The organism is Mycobacterium sp. (assembly GCF_036490025.1).
In the GTDB taxonomy this organism is placed as follows: Bacteria; Actinomycetota; Actinomycetes; order Mycobacteriales; family Mycobacteriaceae; genus Mycobacterium.
The window spans coordinates 1-15,358 of the sequence record NZ_DASXEP010000071.1 but is presented as its reverse complement, the minus strand read 5'-3'; the positions used below and the strand labels follow the sequence as shown (position 1 = coordinate 15,358).

14 protein-coding genes are annotated in these 15,358 nt (G+C 66.6%); 10 read left to right on the top strand and 4 right to left on the bottom strand.

The features are described from left to right. Nucleotides 1-4 precede the first annotated feature (4 nt). From argC to argH, 8 genes are all read left to right on the top strand, one after another. Entirely contained in the window at nucleotides 5-1,048 is a 1,044-nt protein-coding gene (gene argC / locus VGG53_RS07825) for an N-acetyl-gamma-glutamyl-phosphate reductase (protein ID WP_331517478.1), read from the top strand. Then, nucleotides 1,045-2,256 (top strand): bifunctional glutamate N-acetyltransferase/amino-acid acetyltransferase ArgJ, encoded by a 1,212-nt coding sequence (gene argJ, locus VGG53_RS07820; RefSeq protein WP_331517477.1) that lies wholly within the window; start codon nucleotides 1,045-1,047, stop codon nucleotides 2,254-2,256. The genes argC and argJ overlap by 4 nt, the downstream gene beginning before the upstream one ends. Continuing rightward, nucleotides 2,253-3,134 (top strand): acetylglutamate kinase, encoded by an 882-nt coding sequence (gene argB, locus VGG53_RS07815; protein ID WP_331517476.1) that lies wholly within the window; start codon nucleotides 2,253-2,255, stop codon nucleotides 3,132-3,134. Before argJ ends, argB begins: the two co-directional genes overlap by 4 nt. Beyond that, nucleotides 3,131-4,333: an acetylornithine transaminase gene (locus VGG53_RS07810; protein ID WP_331517475.1), complete on the top strand. Its 1,203-nt coding sequence runs from the start codon at nucleotides 3,131-3,133 to the stop codon at nucleotides 4,331-4,333. Before argB ends, VGG53_RS07810 begins: the two co-directional genes overlap by 4 nt. Further along, nucleotides 4,330-5,256: an ornithine carbamoyltransferase gene (gene argF / locus VGG53_RS07805; RefSeq protein WP_331517474.1), complete on the top strand. Its 927-nt coding sequence runs from the start codon at nucleotides 4,330-4,332 to the stop codon at nucleotides 5,254-5,256. The genes VGG53_RS07810 and argF overlap by 4 nt, the downstream gene beginning before the upstream one ends. After that, nucleotides 5,253-5,747 carry an arginine repressor gene (locus VGG53_RS07800; protein ID WP_331517522.1) on the top strand — a complete coding sequence of 165 codons (495 nt, stop codon included), beginning with the start codon at nucleotides 5,253-5,255 and terminating at the stop codon, nucleotides 5,745-5,747. The genes argF and VGG53_RS07800 overlap by 4 nt, the downstream gene beginning before the upstream one ends. Nucleotides 5,748-5,773: 26 nt before the next feature. After that, nucleotides 5,774-6,970 carry an argininosuccinate synthase gene (locus VGG53_RS07795; protein ID WP_331517473.1) on the top strand — a complete coding sequence of 399 codons (1,197 nt, stop codon included), beginning with the start codon at nucleotides 5,774-5,776 and terminating at the stop codon, nucleotides 6,968-6,970. Between the two features lie 88 nt (nucleotides 6,971-7,058). Next, on the top strand, nucleotides 7,059-8,471 hold the full coding sequence (gene argH / locus VGG53_RS07790) for an argininosuccinate lyase (RefSeq protein ID WP_331517472.1): 1,413 nt from the start codon (nucleotides 7,059-7,061) through the stop codon (nucleotides 8,469-8,471). A 9-nt stretch (nucleotides 8,472-8,480) separates the two neighbouring features. Here argH and VGG53_RS07785 read toward each other — a convergent pair whose 3' ends face one another. Next, nucleotides 8,481-10,262 carry an ABC-F family ATP-binding cassette domain-containing protein gene (locus tag VGG53_RS07785; protein WP_331517471.1) on the bottom strand — a complete coding sequence of 594 codons (1,782 nt, stop codon included), beginning with the start codon at nucleotides 10,260-10,262 and terminating at the stop codon, nucleotides 8,481-8,483. A 192-nt stretch (nucleotides 10,263-10,454) separates the two neighbouring features. Between VGG53_RS07785 and VGG53_RS07780 the strand changes: the two genes are divergently transcribed. Both VGG53_RS07780 and VGG53_RS07775 read left to right on the top strand, forming a co-directional pair. Continuing rightward, nucleotides 10,455-13,424, top strand: coding sequence for an acyl-CoA synthetase (locus VGG53_RS07780; RefSeq protein WP_331517470.1), 2,970 nt, complete (start codon nucleotides 10,455-10,457; stop codon nucleotides 13,422-13,424). Between the two features lie 14 nt (nucleotides 13,425-13,438). Further along, nucleotides 13,439-13,663: a Trm112 family protein gene (locus VGG53_RS07775; RefSeq protein WP_331517521.1), complete on the top strand. Its 225-nt coding sequence runs from the start codon at nucleotides 13,439-13,441 to the stop codon at nucleotides 13,661-13,663. Here the strand turns inward: VGG53_RS07775 and VGG53_RS07770 are convergent. From VGG53_RS07770 to VGG53_RS07760, 3 genes are all read right to left on the bottom strand, one after another. Further along, nucleotides 13,629-14,249 (bottom strand): TetR family transcriptional regulator, encoded by a 621-nt coding sequence (locus tag VGG53_RS07770; protein WP_331517469.1) that lies wholly within the window; start codon nucleotides 14,247-14,249, stop codon nucleotides 13,629-13,631. The two genes, VGG53_RS07775 and VGG53_RS07770, sit on opposite strands and share 35 nt — an antisense overlap. Before the next feature lie 4 nt (nucleotides 14,250-14,253). Next, nucleotides 14,254-15,003 carry an ABC transporter permease gene (locus tag VGG53_RS07765; RefSeq protein ID WP_331517520.1) on the bottom strand — a complete coding sequence of 250 codons (750 nt, stop codon included), beginning with the start codon at nucleotides 15,001-15,003 and terminating at the stop codon, nucleotides 14,254-14,256. Between the two features lie 14 nt (nucleotides 15,004-15,017). Next, on the bottom strand, nucleotides 15,018-15,358 hold a 341-nt coding region (locus VGG53_RS07760), incomplete at its 5' end, for an ATP-binding cassette domain-containing protein (RefSeq protein WP_331517468.1).

Sequence of the window (15,358 nt, the reverse complement as noted above, 5' to 3'; positions counted from 1 at the left end):
CGTCATGACCCAGGGGATGCGGGTGGCGGTGGCCGGTGCCAGCGGCTACGCGGGCGGGGAGATCCTGCGGCTGCTGCTCGGACATCCGGCCTACCACGATGGGCGGCTGACGATCGGCGCGGTGACCGCCGCCGCCAGTGCGGGCACGCCGCTTGCCGAACACCATCCACACCTGCTGCCGTTGGCCCAGCGGGTACTGGAGCCCACCGAGCTTGACGTGCTGGTCGGCCATGACGTGGTTTTTCTGGCGCTTCCGCACGGTCATTCGGCGGCCCTGGCGCAACAACTCGACCCGCAGACGTTGGTGGTGGACTGCGGGGCGGACTTCCGGCTGAGCGACGCGGCCGCCTGGGAACGCTTCTACGGCTCCGCGCACGCGGGCAGCTGGCCGTACGGGCTGCCTGAACTACCCGGCGCTCGCGAGGCGCTGCGCGGTGCCCGGCGCATCGCCGTACCCGGCTGCTATCCGACCGCCGCGGTGTTGGCACTGTTTCCCGCCGTTGCGGCCGATCTCATCGATTCGGCCGCTACCGTCGTCGCCGTCAGCGGCACGTCGGGTGCGGGCCGCGCGGTGAAAACCGATCTGCTCGGCTCGGAGGTGATTGGTTCGGCGCGGGCCTACAACATCGCCGGCACACACCGGCACACACCTGAAATCGTTCAGGGACTCAACCGGGTTACCGATCGCGAGGTCACCGTGTCGTTCACGCCGGTGCTCATCCCGACCTCTCGGGGAATTCTTGCGACCTGTACTGCGCGGACCGCGTCGTCGCTCTCGCAGCTGCGAGCTGCATATGAAAAGGCTTACCACGACGAGCCTTTCGTGCACCTGCTGCCCGAAGGGCAGTTGCCGCGCACCGGCGCGGTGATCGGCAGCAATGCAGCCCACATCGCGGTCGCCGTGGATGAGGACGCTTCCACCTTCATCGCGATCGCCGCGATCGACAACCTGGTCAAGGGCACCGGTGGCGCGGCCCTGCAGTCGATGAACCTGGCGCTGGGTTGGCCGGAAGCCGAAGGCCTTTCGGTGGTGGGGGTGGCCCCGTGACTCGCGCGGACCTGGCGACACTGGTACGCACCCAAGGAGTCACGGCGCCGGCGGGCTTTCGTGCCGTCGGTATCGCGGCGGGTATCAAGGCATCTGGGGCGCCCGATCTGGCGCTGGTGTTCAACGAAGGGCCCGATCACGCCGCGGCCGGGGTGTTCACCCGCAACCAGGTCAAGGCGGCGCCGGTGTTGTGGACCCGCCAGGTGGTGGCCGATGGACGGCTGCGCGCGGTGGTCCTGAATTCCGGTGGCGCAAACGCCTGCACCGGACCCGGCGGATTCCAGGACACGCATGCCACCGCCGAGGGCCTGGCGGCCGCTTTGTCGGAGTGGGGCACCGAGATCGGGGCCATCGATGTCGCGGTGTGTTCCACCGGCTTGATCGGTGACCGGTTGCCGATGGACAGGGTCCTCGCCGGCGTCGTGGAACTGGTGCACGAGATGGCCGGCGGGATCACCGGCGGCGAGGAGGCCGCCCGGGCGATCATGACCACCGACACCGTGCCCAAACAGGTTGCGCTGCACCATCCGGGCAACTGGACGGTCGGCGGAATGGCCAAGGGTGCCGGAATGCTGGCGCCGTCGCTGGCCACCATGCTGTGCGTGCTCACCACCGACGCTGTGGCCGAAGCAGCCGCGCTCGAGCAGGCACTGCGCCGCGCCACCGCGCGGACGTTCGATCGACTCGACGTCGACGGCAGCTGCTCAACCAACGACACCGTGCTGCTATTGGCTTCGGGCGCAAGCGAAATCACACCCAGCCAAACTGATCTCGACGACGCCGTGCTGCGGGTCTGCGATGACCTGTGCGCTCAATTGCAATCCGACGCCGAAGGCGTCACCAAGTGCATCACGATCAACGTCACCGGCGCGCCGACCGAAGACGATGCCCTCGTCGCGGCCCGGATGATTGCACGGGACAGCCTGGTGAAGACCGCACTGTTCGGCTCCGACCCGAACTGGGGCCGGGTTCTTGCCGCTGTCGGGATGGCACCGGTAGCACTCAACCCCGACCGGATCACCGTGTCGTTCAACGGTTCAGCGGTCTGCGTCGACGGCGTCGGCACACCGGGGGCGCGCGAGGTGGATCTGTCGGCCACCGACATCGATGTGACTGTCGACCTGGGCGTCGGCGCCGCAAACGCCGCCGTCCGGACCACTGACCTGTCGCACGCTTATGTCGAAGAGAATTCGGCCTACAGCTCATGAGCGCGGAGATGCTGTCCACCCAAGTCAAAGCGCAGGTGCTGGCCGAAGCATTACCGTGGCTGACCCAATTGCACGGCAAGATCGTGGTGGTGAAATACGGCGGCAACGCCATGACCAACGACACGCTGCGGCGTGAGTTCGCCGCCGACATGGCTTTTCTGCGTAACTGCGGGATTCATCCGGTCGTGGTGCACGGCGGCGGCCCGCAAATCAGCGCGATGCTCGAGCGACTGGGCATCGCCGGCGACTTCAAGGGTGGATTTCGGGTCACCACACCCGAAGTGCTGGAGGTGGCACGGATGGTGTTGTTCGGTCAGGTCGGACGCGAACTGGTGAACCTGATCAATGTGCACGGGCCCTACGCGGTCGGTGTCACCGGCGAAGACGCGAACCTGTTCACCGCGGTGCGGCGCAACGTCAGCGTCGAGGGTGTCGACACCGACGTCGGCCTGGTGGGCAACGTCGCTCAGGTGAACCCCGCCGTCGTACTGGACCTGATTGCCGCCAACCGGATTCCGGTGGTATCAACCTTGGCTCCCGACATCGACGGCGTGGTGCACAACATCAACGCCGACACCGCTGCGGGCGCGTTGGCCGAGGCGCTGGGAGCCGAGAAGCTGTTGATGCTCACCGACATCGAAGGTCTCTACACCCGTTGGCCGGACCGGGATTCGCTGGCCAGCGAAATCGACAGTGCGACTTTGACTGAACTGTTGCCGACGCTGCAGACCGGCATGATCCCCAAGGTGGAGGCCTGCCTGCGGGCGGTGAAGGCCGGAGTGCCGAGCGCACACGTCATCGACGGCCGCGTCGAGCACTGCGTGCTGGTCGAACTGCTCACCGATGAAGGGTCCGGAACGAAGGTGGTGAGCGCGTGACCCGCACGGAACAGCTGCAAGACCGGTGGGCCGCGGTGATGATGAACAACTACGGCGTCCCGCCGGTGGCCCTGGCCAGTGGCAACGGTGCCGTGGTCACCGACGTGGATGGCACGTCGTATCTGGATCTGCTCGGCGGCATAGCCGTCAACGTGCTGGGGCATGGGCATCCTGCCGTGCTCGAGGCCGTCACGCGACAGATGTCGACACTGGGGCACACCTCCAACCTGTATGCCGCCGAACCTGGCATCGCGCTGGCCGAGGCGCTGGTCGGTTTGCTCAGCGCCGATGCGGAGACCCGGGTGTTGTTCTGCAACTCCGGCACCGAGGCCAACGAGGCGGCATTCAAACTGTCCCGTCTCACCAGACGGACGAAACTGGTTGCGGCGCAAGAAGCATTTCACGGCCGGACGATGGGTGCACTGGCGCTGACCGGGCAGCCGGGTAAGCAGGCGCCATTCGCACCGCTGCCCGGCGATGTCACCCATGTGCCGTACGGCGATGCCGACGCTCTGGCGGCTGCGGTCGGTGACGACACCGCTGCGGTGTTTTTAGAGCCGATCATGGGCGAGAGCGGCATCGTCGTGCCGCCCGACGGCTACCTGGCGGCCGCCCGCGACATCACCGCCGACCACGGTGCGCTGCTGGTGCTGGACGAGGTGCAGACCGGAATGGGCCGCACCGGAACGTTTTTCGCGCACCAACACGACGGCATCACTCCCGACGTAGTGACACTGGCCAAGGGACTGGGCGGTGGCCTGCCGATCGGTGCGTGCCTGGCGACCGGTCCGGCCGCGCAACTGCTGACCCCCGGCCTGCACGGCAGCACGTTCGGCGGCAACCCGATCTGCGCGGCGGCGGCCCTGGCGGTGCTGCGGGTATTGGCCGGGGAAGACCTGGTGCGGCGTGCCGGGGTGCTCGGAAAGACCTTGCGCCAGAGCATCGAATCTCTTCGTCATCCCTCGATCGACCACGTCCGCGGCCGTGGCCTGCTGTGCGGGGTCGTGCTCACCGCGCCCGCCGCGAAAGCGGTCGAGGCGGCGGCACGCGCCGCCGGATTCCTCGTCAACGCCGCCTCAGCGGACGTCGTTCGCCTGGCACCGCCGTTGATCATCACCGAGCATCAGCTCGACACGTTCGTCACCGCGTTGCCGGGCATCCTGGACGCAGTCGAGGGGGATGCGGGGGAAAAACAATGACGCGACACTTCCTGCGCGACGACGACCTGAGGCCAGCGGAACAAGCCGAGGTGCTGGCGCTGGCCGCGGAGTTGAAGAAAGACCCATTCAGCCACCGGCCACTGGACGGTCCGCGCGGCGTAGCGGTGATCTTCGACAAGAACTCCACCCGTACCCGGTTTTCCTTCGAGGTGGGTATCGCGCAGCTCGGCGGTCATGCGGTGGTGGTCGACGGCCGCAGCACCCAGCTGGGACGCGAGGAGACGTTGCAGGACACCGCGAAAGTGTTGTCCCGCTATGTCGATGCCATCGTCTGGCGCACCTACGGGCAGGCCCGGCTGAGTGCGATGGCCGAGACCGCGACGGTGCCGATCGTCAACGCGCTCTCCGACCAGTTCCACCCCTGCCAGGTGCTTGCCGATCTGCAGACCGTTGCCGAACGCACCGGATCATTGCCCGGTTTGCGGATGTCCTATTTTGGTGACGGCGCCAACAACATGGCGCATTCGTTGATGCTGGGCGGCGTGACGGCCGGCATGCACGTGACGGTCGCGTCTCCGGCCGGGTTTGCGCCTGATCCGTCGGTGATAGCCGCCGCCGAGCGTCGCGCCGCGGAAACCCGAGCATCGGTGACCATCACCGCAGACGCCGACGCCGCGGCGTCTGGCGCCGACGTGCTGGTGACCGATACCTGGACTTCGATGGGTCAGGAGGATGACGGGCTGGACCGGGTCCGACCATTTCGGCCGTTCCAGCTCAACGCTGAGCTGTTGGCCAAGGCTGACTCGGAAGTCGTTGTGCTGCACTGCCTTCCCGCTCATCGTGGTCATGAGATCACCGACGACGTGCTCGACGGTCCGCACAGCGCGGTCTGGGACGAGGCCGAGAACCGGCTACACGCGCAGAAGGCGTTGCTGGTGTGGCTGCTGGAGCGATCCACATGACGCGCGCCAAGACCACGCCCGAAATCACCCGGGTCGGACGGCAGGCGCGCATCGTGGCGATCCTGTCGTCGACCGAGGTGCGCAGCCAGAGCGAGCTGGCCGCGCTGCTCGCCGCCGACGGCGTCGAGGTCACCCAGGCCACGCTGTCGCGGGACCTGGAAGATCTCGGCGCGGTGAAGTTACGCGGCGCAGACGGCGGTGTCGGCGTCTACGTCGTGCCGGAAAACGGCAGCCCGCTGCGCGGGGTCTCCGGTGGTACCGCGCGGCTGTCCAGGCTGCTCAGCGACGTGCTGGTCTCCACCGATGCCAGCGGAAACCTCGCCGTGCTGCGGACCCCGCCCGGTGCGGCCGACTACCTGGCCAGCGCCATCGACCGGGCCGCACTGCCCTACGTAGTCGGGACCATCGCCGGGGATGACACGATCTTCGTGGCGGCCCGCGAGCCGATGACCGGTGCAGAGCTCGCGACCCTGATCCAAGACCTCACATAACCGCACGACTTTAAGGAGATCAGTTCATGTCCGAGCGCGTCATCTTGGCGTATTCCGGCGGTCTGGACACCTCGGTGGCGATCAGCTGGATCGGCAAGGAGACCGGCCGGGAGGTCGTCGCGGTCGCCATCGACTTGGGCCAGGGCGGTGAGGACATGGAGCTGGTACGTCAGCGTGCGCTGGACTGTGGCGCCGTCGAAGCCGTCGTCGTCGACGCCTGCGACGAATTCGCCGACGGCTACTGCCTGCCCACCATCTTGTCCAACGCTCTCTACATGGATCGCTACCCGCTGGTGTCAGCGATCAGCCGTCCGCTCATCGCCAAGCATCTGGTCGCGGCGGCCCGCGAGCACGGCGGCAGCATCGTCGCGCACGGCTGCACTGGCAAGGGTAACGACCAGGTCCGCTTCGAAGTCGGATTCGCCTCGCTGGCACCGGATCTGGAGGTGCTGGCGCCGGTCCGCGACTACGCCTGGACGCGGGAGAAGGCCATCGCCTTCGCCGAGGAGAACGCCATCCCGATCAATGTCACCAAACGCTCGCCGTTCTCCGTCGACCAGAACGTGTGGGGCCGCGCGGTGGAAACCGGTTTCCTGGAGCACCTCTGGAACGCGCCGACCAAGGACGTCTACGACTACACCGAAGACCCCACCGTCAACTGGAACACCCCTGACGAAGTAATTGTCGGCTTCGAGCGTGGCGTACCGGTGACGATCGACGGCAACTCGGTGTCGGTGCTGCAGGCCATCGAGGAACTCAACCGCCGCGCCGGCGCGCAGGGTGTCGGGCGCCTCGATGTCGTCGAAGACCGACTGGTGGGCATCAAGAGTCGGGAGATCTACGAAGCACCGGGCGCGATGGTGCTCATCACCGCGCACACCGAACTCGAGCACGTCACCTTGGAACGCGAGCTGGGCCGCTTCAAACGGCACACCGATCAGCGTTGGGCGGAACTGGTGTACGACGGTTTGTGGTACTCGCCCCTGAAGGTCGCCTTGGAGACCTTCGTCGCCAAGACTCAGGAGCACGTCACCGGCGAGATCCGAATGGTGTTGCACGGCGGCCATATTACCGTCAACGGCCGGCGCAGCACCCAGTCGCTGTATGACTTCAACCTGGCCACCTACGACGAGGGCGACACCTTCGATCAGTCCATGGCGAGGGGTTTCGTCTACGTGCACGGGCTGTCGTCTAAGCTCGCCGCGCGCCGGGACCAGCAGTGACCGCTTCCAGCGCGAGCAGACGCAGAATCGCACGCGAGCCGGCTTCTCGATGCGATTCTGCGTCTGTTCGCGCCGAGAAGGTGACCACGTGAGCACCAACGAGGGATCGCTGTGGGGCGGGCGGTTCGCCGACGGCCCGTCGGATGCGCTGGCCGCGCTGAGCAGATCCACTCACTTCGACTGGGTGCTGGCACCTTACGACGTCACTGCGTCCAAAGCGCACACCCTCATTCTGTTCAACGCCGGGCTGCTCACCGATGAGCAGCGCGACGGACTGCTGGCCGGTCTGGATAGCCTGGCCGAAGACGTTGCCGACGGCAGCTTCGGCCCGTTGGTCACCGACGAGGACGTGCACGCCGCGCTGGAGCGTGGACTGATCGACCGGGCCGGGTCCGACCTCGGCGGTCGGCTGCGGGCCGGGCGCTCACGAAATGACCAGGTGGCCACGCTGTTTCGGATGTGGCTGCGCGACGCGCTGCGGCGCGTGGCCGCGGGTGCACTGGACCTGGTCGGCGCACTGGCCGACCAGGCCGCTGCGCACCCGACCGCCGTGATGCCGGGCAAGACGCACCTGCAGTCCGCTCAGCCGATTTTGCTGGCCCACCATTTGCTCGCGCACGCCCATCCGCTGCTGCGTGACGTCGACCGGATCGTCGACCTCGACGCGCGCACCGCGGTGTCGCCCTACGGTTCTGGAGCGCTGGCCGGCTCGTCGCTGGGATTGGATCCCGACGCCATCGCCGAACACCTCGGTTTCACGGCAGCCGCCGACAATTCCGTCGACGCCACCGCGGCCCGGGATTTCGCCGCAGAGGCAGCGTTTGTTTTCGCGATGATCGGCGTCGACCTGTCCCGGCTCGCCGAGGATGTCATCATCTGGAGCTCAACCGAATTCGGCTACGTCACCCTGCATGACTCGTGGTCGACGGGCAGCTCGATCATGCCGCAAAAGAAGAATCCGGACATCGCCGAGTTGGCGCGTGGGAAATCGGGCCGGTTGATCGGAAACCTGGCCGGTCTGCTCGCGACGCTCAAAGCTCAGCCGCTGGCCTACAACCGAGACTTGCAGGAGGACAAGGAGCCGGTGCTCGACTCGGTGGCGCAGCTGGAGCTGCTGCTGCCGGCGATGGCCGGACTGGTCAGCAGCCTGACGTTCAATGTCGAGCGGATGGCGGCACTGGCGCCGGCCGGCTACACCCTGGCCACCGATATCGCCGAATGGCTGGTGCGCCAGGGTGTTCCGTTCCGCGAGGCGCATGAGGCCGCCGGCGCCGCCGTCCAGATCGCCGAGAAGCTCGGTGTCGGGCTCGAGGAGTTGACCGACGACCAGTTGGCTGCAATCAGCGCCGCCCTGACGCCGCAGGTGCGAGAAGTCCTCACCATCGAGGGCTCGGTGTCATCGCGGGACGCGCGCGGCGGCACCGCGCCTATTCAGGTTGCCCGCCAACGTGATTCAGTTATTACTGCCGCCGAGCGACTTCGATCCCGGCTCAGCCGCTAGGTTGCAAACTCACTCGATGACCTCGGAAACCTCTAGCCACCGGTTCTCCAGTTCGGCAACGTCGCTTTCCAGGTCGCGTAGTTGACCGGTGAGCCCGGTGATGCCGACGTGATCGGACTGATCGTGCTCGGCCAGTTCGCGATGTTTGGCTTCGATCTGCTCGGCCAACCGCGCCAGCCTGCGATCGATGGCAGCGATCTCTTTGTGCGCGGCGCGCAGCTCGGCGCCGGAGATCTGCTGCGATTCCGCAGGTTTGGCCGCTGTCGGCACGGCCCGCTCCGCGGTGGCCTGGGCAGCGGCCAGCCGCAGGTATTCGTCGATGCCGCCGGGGAGGTGTCGCAGTCGGCCGGCCAGAATCGCGTACTGCTGGTCGGTGACGCGCTCCAGGAGATAGCGGTCGTGGGAGACCACGATCAATGTGCCCGGCCACGAGTCGAGAAGGTCCTCGGTAGCGGCCAGCATGTCGGTGTCCACGTCATTGGTCGGCTCGTCGAGCAGCAGCACATTGGGTTCGGCCAACAGCGTCAGCATCAGTTGCAGCCGGCGGCGCTGCCCACCTGACAGCTCACCGACCCGCGATGAAAGCTCGGCACCCGCGAATCCGAGACGCTCCAACAATTGGGCGGGAGTGACGTCGCGGCCGTCGACCTGATAGCCGCTGCGCAGCCGACCCAAGACATCGGCAACCCGTTCGCCGGCCAACGGGACCAGCTCGTCACCCCGCTGGTCGAGCATTCCTACGCGAACCGTCTTGCCGCGCTTGACTTTTCCGGCCTCAGGCTGGACGTCCCCGCTGATGAGCCCCAGCAGTGTCGACTTGCCCGCCCCGTTGGCCCCGACGATGCCGGTCCGTTCGCCGGGGCCGATCCGCCATTCGACATCGCGCAGCACGGGCCGACCGTCGAACGAGACCGAAACATCAATCAAATCGACCACGTCCTTGCCGAGCCGCGCGGTGGCGAGCTTGGCCAACTCAACAGTGTTCCGAAGGGGCGGCACGTCGGCGATTAGCTGGTTGGCCGCCTCGATACGGAACTTCGGTTTCGACGTGCGGGCCGGGGGACCGCGGCGCAGCCAGGCCAGCTCCTTGCGCATCAGGTTCTGCCGCTTGGCCTCTGCGACGGCCGCCAGCCGATCACGCTCGACTCGCTGCAACACGTAGGCGGCGTATCCGCCTTCGAACGGCTCCACGATTCCGTCGTGCACCTCCCACGTCGCGGTCGCCACCTCGTCGAGGAACCACCGGTCGTGGGTCACCAGCAGCAACCCGCCGGTATTGCGGGCCCACCGCTGACGCAGGTGAGCGGCCAGCCAGGTGATGCCCTCGATGTCGAGGTGGTTGGTCGGCTCATCCAGCGCGATGACGTCCCACTCGCCGACCAGCAGCGCGGCCAGCTGTACACGCCGCCGCTGGCCACCGCTGAGTGTGCCGATCACGGCGTCCCAGCCGATGTCGGACACCAGTCCGCTGACGACATCGCGGATGCGCGGATCACCGGCCCACTCATGCTCGTGCCGGTCACCGACCAGCGTCCATCCCACCGTGCTGTCCGACTCGAGGACGTCGGCCTGGCTCAGCGCGCCGGCGCGCAGTCCGCCGCGCTGTGTCACCCGCCCGGCATCCGGGCGCACCTGACCGGTGAGCAGATCCAGCAAACTGGACTTTCCATCGCCGTTGCGTCCCACGATGCCGATCCGATCGCCGTCGTTGACCCCGACGGTCGTCGATTCGAAGACGACCCGCGTCGGGTATTCGAGGTGGACTGCCTCGGCGCCCAGCAGGTGTGCCACCGGCCCGACCCTAGCCCGCCGATGATGCCTGTCGCCGTATCGGGGCGGTCGCCGACGCGGAAAGATAGGCTGGTCGAACGGTTCGGCAGCCTGACCAAAGCAGCGGGCCCACCCTCTGCGATGTGCCATGATGTGCACGCTGTCAGGCCCACGCGCAACACAGCATGGTCTTGGTTTCGAGGGAGCGGCGGCATGGATCTGAAGTTCTCAGCGGTCACGCGACCGGTTGAGCGCCTGATGGCGACGGCGCAGAACGGCCTGGAGGTGCTGCGGCTCGGGGGCCTGGAAACCGGCAACTCTCCGTCGCCGTCACAGGTCGTGGAGAGCGTGCCGATGTACAAGCTTCGGCGCTATTTCCCGCCGGACAGCCGCCCGGCTCAGCCGCCGGCCGGTCCGCCGGTACTGCTGGTGCACCCGATGATGATGTCGGCGACCATGTGGGATGTCACCCGCGCGGAGGGGGCGGTCGGCATCCTGCACGCCGCCGGGCTGGATCCGTGGGTCATCGACTTCGGCTCACCCGACCGGGTCGAGGGTGGCATGCGCCGCAATCTGGCCGACCACATCGTTGCGCTGGGCGAGGCGATCGACCTGACCGCCGAGACCACCGGTCAGGACGTGCACCTGGCCGGCTATTCGCAAGGTGGGATGTTCTGCTACCAGGCGGCGGCCTACCGGCGCTCGAAAAGCATCGCCAGCATCCTGACGTTCGGCTCACCGGTAGACACCCTGGCGGCGCTGCCGATGGGCCTTCCGCCCAACATGGCTCCCGGCGTCGCGAATTTCATGGCCGACCATGTCTTCAACCGGTTGGATATCCCAAGTTGGTTGGCGCGCACCGGCTTCCAGATGCTCGATCCGCTCAAGACCGCCAAGGCGCGGATCGATTTCGTGCGCCAGCTGCACGATCGAGAGGCGCTGCTGCCAAGGGAAGCCCAGCGCAGATTCCTGGAGTCGGAAGGCTGGATCGCCTGGTCCGGCCCGGCGGTCTCCGAGCTGCTCAAGCAGTTCGTCGCGCACAACCGGATGATGACCGGCGGCTTTGCCATCAACGGGCAACTGGTGACTCTCACCGATATCACTTGTCCGGTACTGGCTTTCGTCGGCGAGGTTGACGACATCGGGCAGCCGGCCGCGGTACGCGGCATCCGGCGCGCAGCGCCCAATGCCGAGGTCTACGAGTATTCGCTGCGCACCGGTCATTTCGGTCTGGTGGTCGGATCAAAAGCGGCACAGGAGACTTGGCCCACTGTCGCCGATTGGGTGCTGTGGATTTCCGGGCACGGCGACAAGCCCACGGACATCTTCCCGATGGCCGATCAGCCGGCCGAGCGCACCGACCGCGGTGTCGCGCTCAGTTCCCGGCTGGCGCACGGCCTGGGTGAGGCAGGCGAGGTGGCATTGACGCTTGCCCGCGGGGCGGCCGGCGCCGTCGTCGCGGCGAACAAATCCGTGCGGACCCTGGCCGTCGAGACCGTCCGAACCCTGCCCCGGCTGGCCCGACTGGGTCAGATCAACGACCACACCCGGATCTCGCTCGGCCGGATCATCGGCGAACAAGCCCACGATGCACCCAACGGCGAATTCCTGCTGTTCGATGGGCGCGTTCACACCTACGAGGCGGTGAACCGCCGCATCGACAACGTGGTGCGGGGCCTCATCGAGGTCGGGGTGCGCCAGGGCGAACACGTCGGCGTGCTGATGGAAACCCGGCCGAGTGCACTGGTGGCCATCGCCGCGCTGTCCCGGTTGGGCGCCGTCGCGGTGCTGTTGAAGCCCGACGTCGACCTGACCGCTGCGGTCCGGCTCGGCGGAGTGACCGAGATCATCACCGATCCAACCAATCTCGAGACCGCGCGGCAGTTGCCCGGACAGATTCTGGTCCTCGGCGGTGGCGAATCCCGGGATCTGCATCTGCCCGAGGACGCCGGCGTCATCGATATGGAAAAGATCGACCCCGACGTCGTCGAGCTGCCGGCCTGGTATCGGGCGAACCCGGGGTATGCGCGGGATCTGGCGTTCATCGGTTTCAGCACCGGCGGTGGACAGCTGGTCGCCAAGCAGATCACCAACTACCGCTGGGCGCTGTCGGCGTTCGGAACCGCTTCGACTGCGACCCTGGGCCGTAACGACACCGTGTACTGCCTGACGCCGCTGCACCACGAGTCCGGGCTGCTGGTCAGCCTTGGCGGCGCGGTGGTGGGCGGCACCCGCATCGCGTTGTCCCGCGGGCTGCGCGCAGACCGATTCGTCGCAGAAGTGCGCCAATACGGCGTCACCGTGGTCGCCTACACGTGGGCGATGCTGCGCGATGTCATCGACGACCCCGGCTTTTCGCTGCATGGCAATCACCCGGTGCGGTTGTTCATCGGCTCGGGCATGCCGACCGGGCTGTGGCAGCGAGTCGTCGATGTGTTCGCGCCCGCGCATGTCGTCGAGTTCTTCGCGACCACCGACGGGCACGCGGTGCTGGCCAACGTGTCCGGCGCCAAGATCGGCAGCAAGGGCCGGCCGCTGCCCGGAGCCGGACACGTCGAACTGGCCGCCTACGACGCCGAGCATGACCTGATCCTGGAAACCGAGCGCGGCCTGGTCCGGGTACCCGACAGCAATGAAGTCGGCGTACTGCTCGCCGAGCCGCGTGGACCGATCGATCCGACCGCCTCGGTCAAACGGGGCGTTTTCGCTCCCGCCGACACCTGGATCTCCACCGAGTACCTATTCCGTCGCGACACCGACGGCGACTTCTGGCTGGTGGGCAGGCGCGGTTCGGCGGTCAGCACCGCACGGGGCGTCGTGTTCTGCGAGCCGATCACCGATGCGCTCGGTCTCATTCCGGCCGTCGATCTCGCGGCGACCTACGGGGTGTCGATGGACGGTCACCAGGTCTCAGTGGCAGCGGTTACGCTGCGGCCGGGCGCCACTATCACCGCGGCCGATCTCACCGAAGCAGTGGCAGCCATGCCCTTCGGGTTGGGACCCGACATCGTGCATGTGGTGGGGGAGATGACACTGAGCGCCACGTATCGCCCGACAGTGAGCCCGTTGCGGGCAGCCGGAATTCCCAAGCCGGGACGGCACGCTTGGTATTTCGACGCGGACGCCAACCACTTCCGGCGGTTGACGGGCGCGGCACGGGCGGAGATGTCCGATGCGGATTGATGATCGAGGCCGACGTGATTGACGAAACGCTGTTGAGAATCCTGGTCTGCCCGGCCGACCAAGGACCGCTGGTGCTGGTCGACAGAGGTGATGAGGAGTTGCTCTACAACCCGCGGCTACGGCGGGCCTACCGCATCGAAGACAGCATCCCGGTACTGCTGATCGACGAGGCGATCGAGGTCGGCGACGACGAGCACGTGCGGCTCATGGCGCAGGCAAATCCGGCAAGTCCCCAGTGAGGTAACGCTGCAGGTTCGGCGCGATGGTTTCCGCGATCTGCTGTGCGGGAAGCGATGCGAAAGGCTCCAACTCCAGGATGTAGCGCGCCATGACGACGCCCACCAGTTGTGAGGCGACGAACTGGATGCGGATGATGCCGCTTCCCGGCGGATTGTCTACCCGGGTACCCACCTCCACCGCTATCACATCCTGGATGAACGCACGGAACAGGTTGACTTCCGAACCCGCCAGGATTGACCGCAGGGCGGCAATGAACGCCGAACCGATCTCGGAGTCCCACAGCGGCAACAACATTGACGCCAGTTTGTGGCCGAGTTCCTCGACGGGAACCTCTCGTAGCGGACCGATGACCTCCATCGGGTCGATCGGGATGTGGACAGCCGCAGCGAAGAGCCTTTCCTTGGTGCCGAAGTAGTGATGTACCAACGCGGCGTCCACGTCCGCCGCTTTGGCCACCGCCCGGATCGACGTCTTGTGAATCCCATTGCGGGCAAACATTTCTCGGGCACTTGCCAGGATGCGTTCGCGGTTGTCCGAGACTCCGCGAGGACGTCCCGGACGTTTCCCCTGTGCGTGGGCGACCACCGGATCACGGGGTCCGTCTACGCAACGTCGCCGCAGCCAGGCAGAGTGCCGCGACCGCAAACCCCAACACCACCAGGATGTCTCGTAACGCGATACCGGTCAGTCCGGTATGCGAGCCCACCTGCTGCAGAGCTTCCAGCGCGTAGCTGGCCGGCATCGCGTTGCTGATCCACTGCAGCCAGTGAGCCATCATCGGGCGGGGCACGATGATGCCGGCCAGCAGCAGCTGCGGCACCATTACCAGCGGAATGAACTGGACGGCCTGAAACTCGGTGCGCGCGAACGCGCTACACAACAGTCCAAGGCCGACGCCTAGCACCGCGTTGACGATCGCGATCAGGAACACCCAGAAGGGACTGCCGGCGGTGTCGAAACCGAGAAGCCAAAACGCCACGCCGCAGGCCAAAGTGGCTTGTATCGCGGCGGCAATTGAAAAGGCCGTCCCGTAAGCGATCAGCAGGTCGAGCCGGCGCAACGGAGTGGTCAGGATGCGTTCCAGCGTTCCCGATGCCCGTTCGCGCTGCATGGTGATCGCCGTGATGATGAACATCACGAAGAGCGGAAAAAGGCCCAGCAGGATCAGGCACGCATTGTTGAACGGCGCAGCCGTGCCCGGCCGGTGCGGGGCATTCTCGAACATGAAGTACATCAACGTGATAACCAGAACCGGCACTGCCAAGATCATCGCGATGCTGCGATGGTCGGCGGCCAGTTGGCGCAGGATCCGTAACGTGGTCGCGCCGTACGGTTTCAGCGACCCCTGCAGCCCTAACCGGCTCGGCGCTTCGTGCTGCGCTTGATGATGGACAGAAACGCGTCCTCCAGTGACGTGCATCCGGTGTCCTCTCGTAGTTGGTTCGGTGTGGTCTGCGCAACGAGGTGGCCGTCGCGCATCAGCAACAGGTCACCGCAGTGCTCTGCCTCGTCCATCACATGACTGGAAACCAGGAGGGTGGTTCCCCCGCGAGCCAGGTCGGCGAACTGCTCCCAAAGATCCACCCGCAGAACGGGATCCAGGCCCACCGTGGGCTCGTCGAGCACCAGCAGCTCGGGTTCGCACACCAATGCGCAAGCCAGCGACACTCGGGTGCGCTGACCGCCGGAGAGGT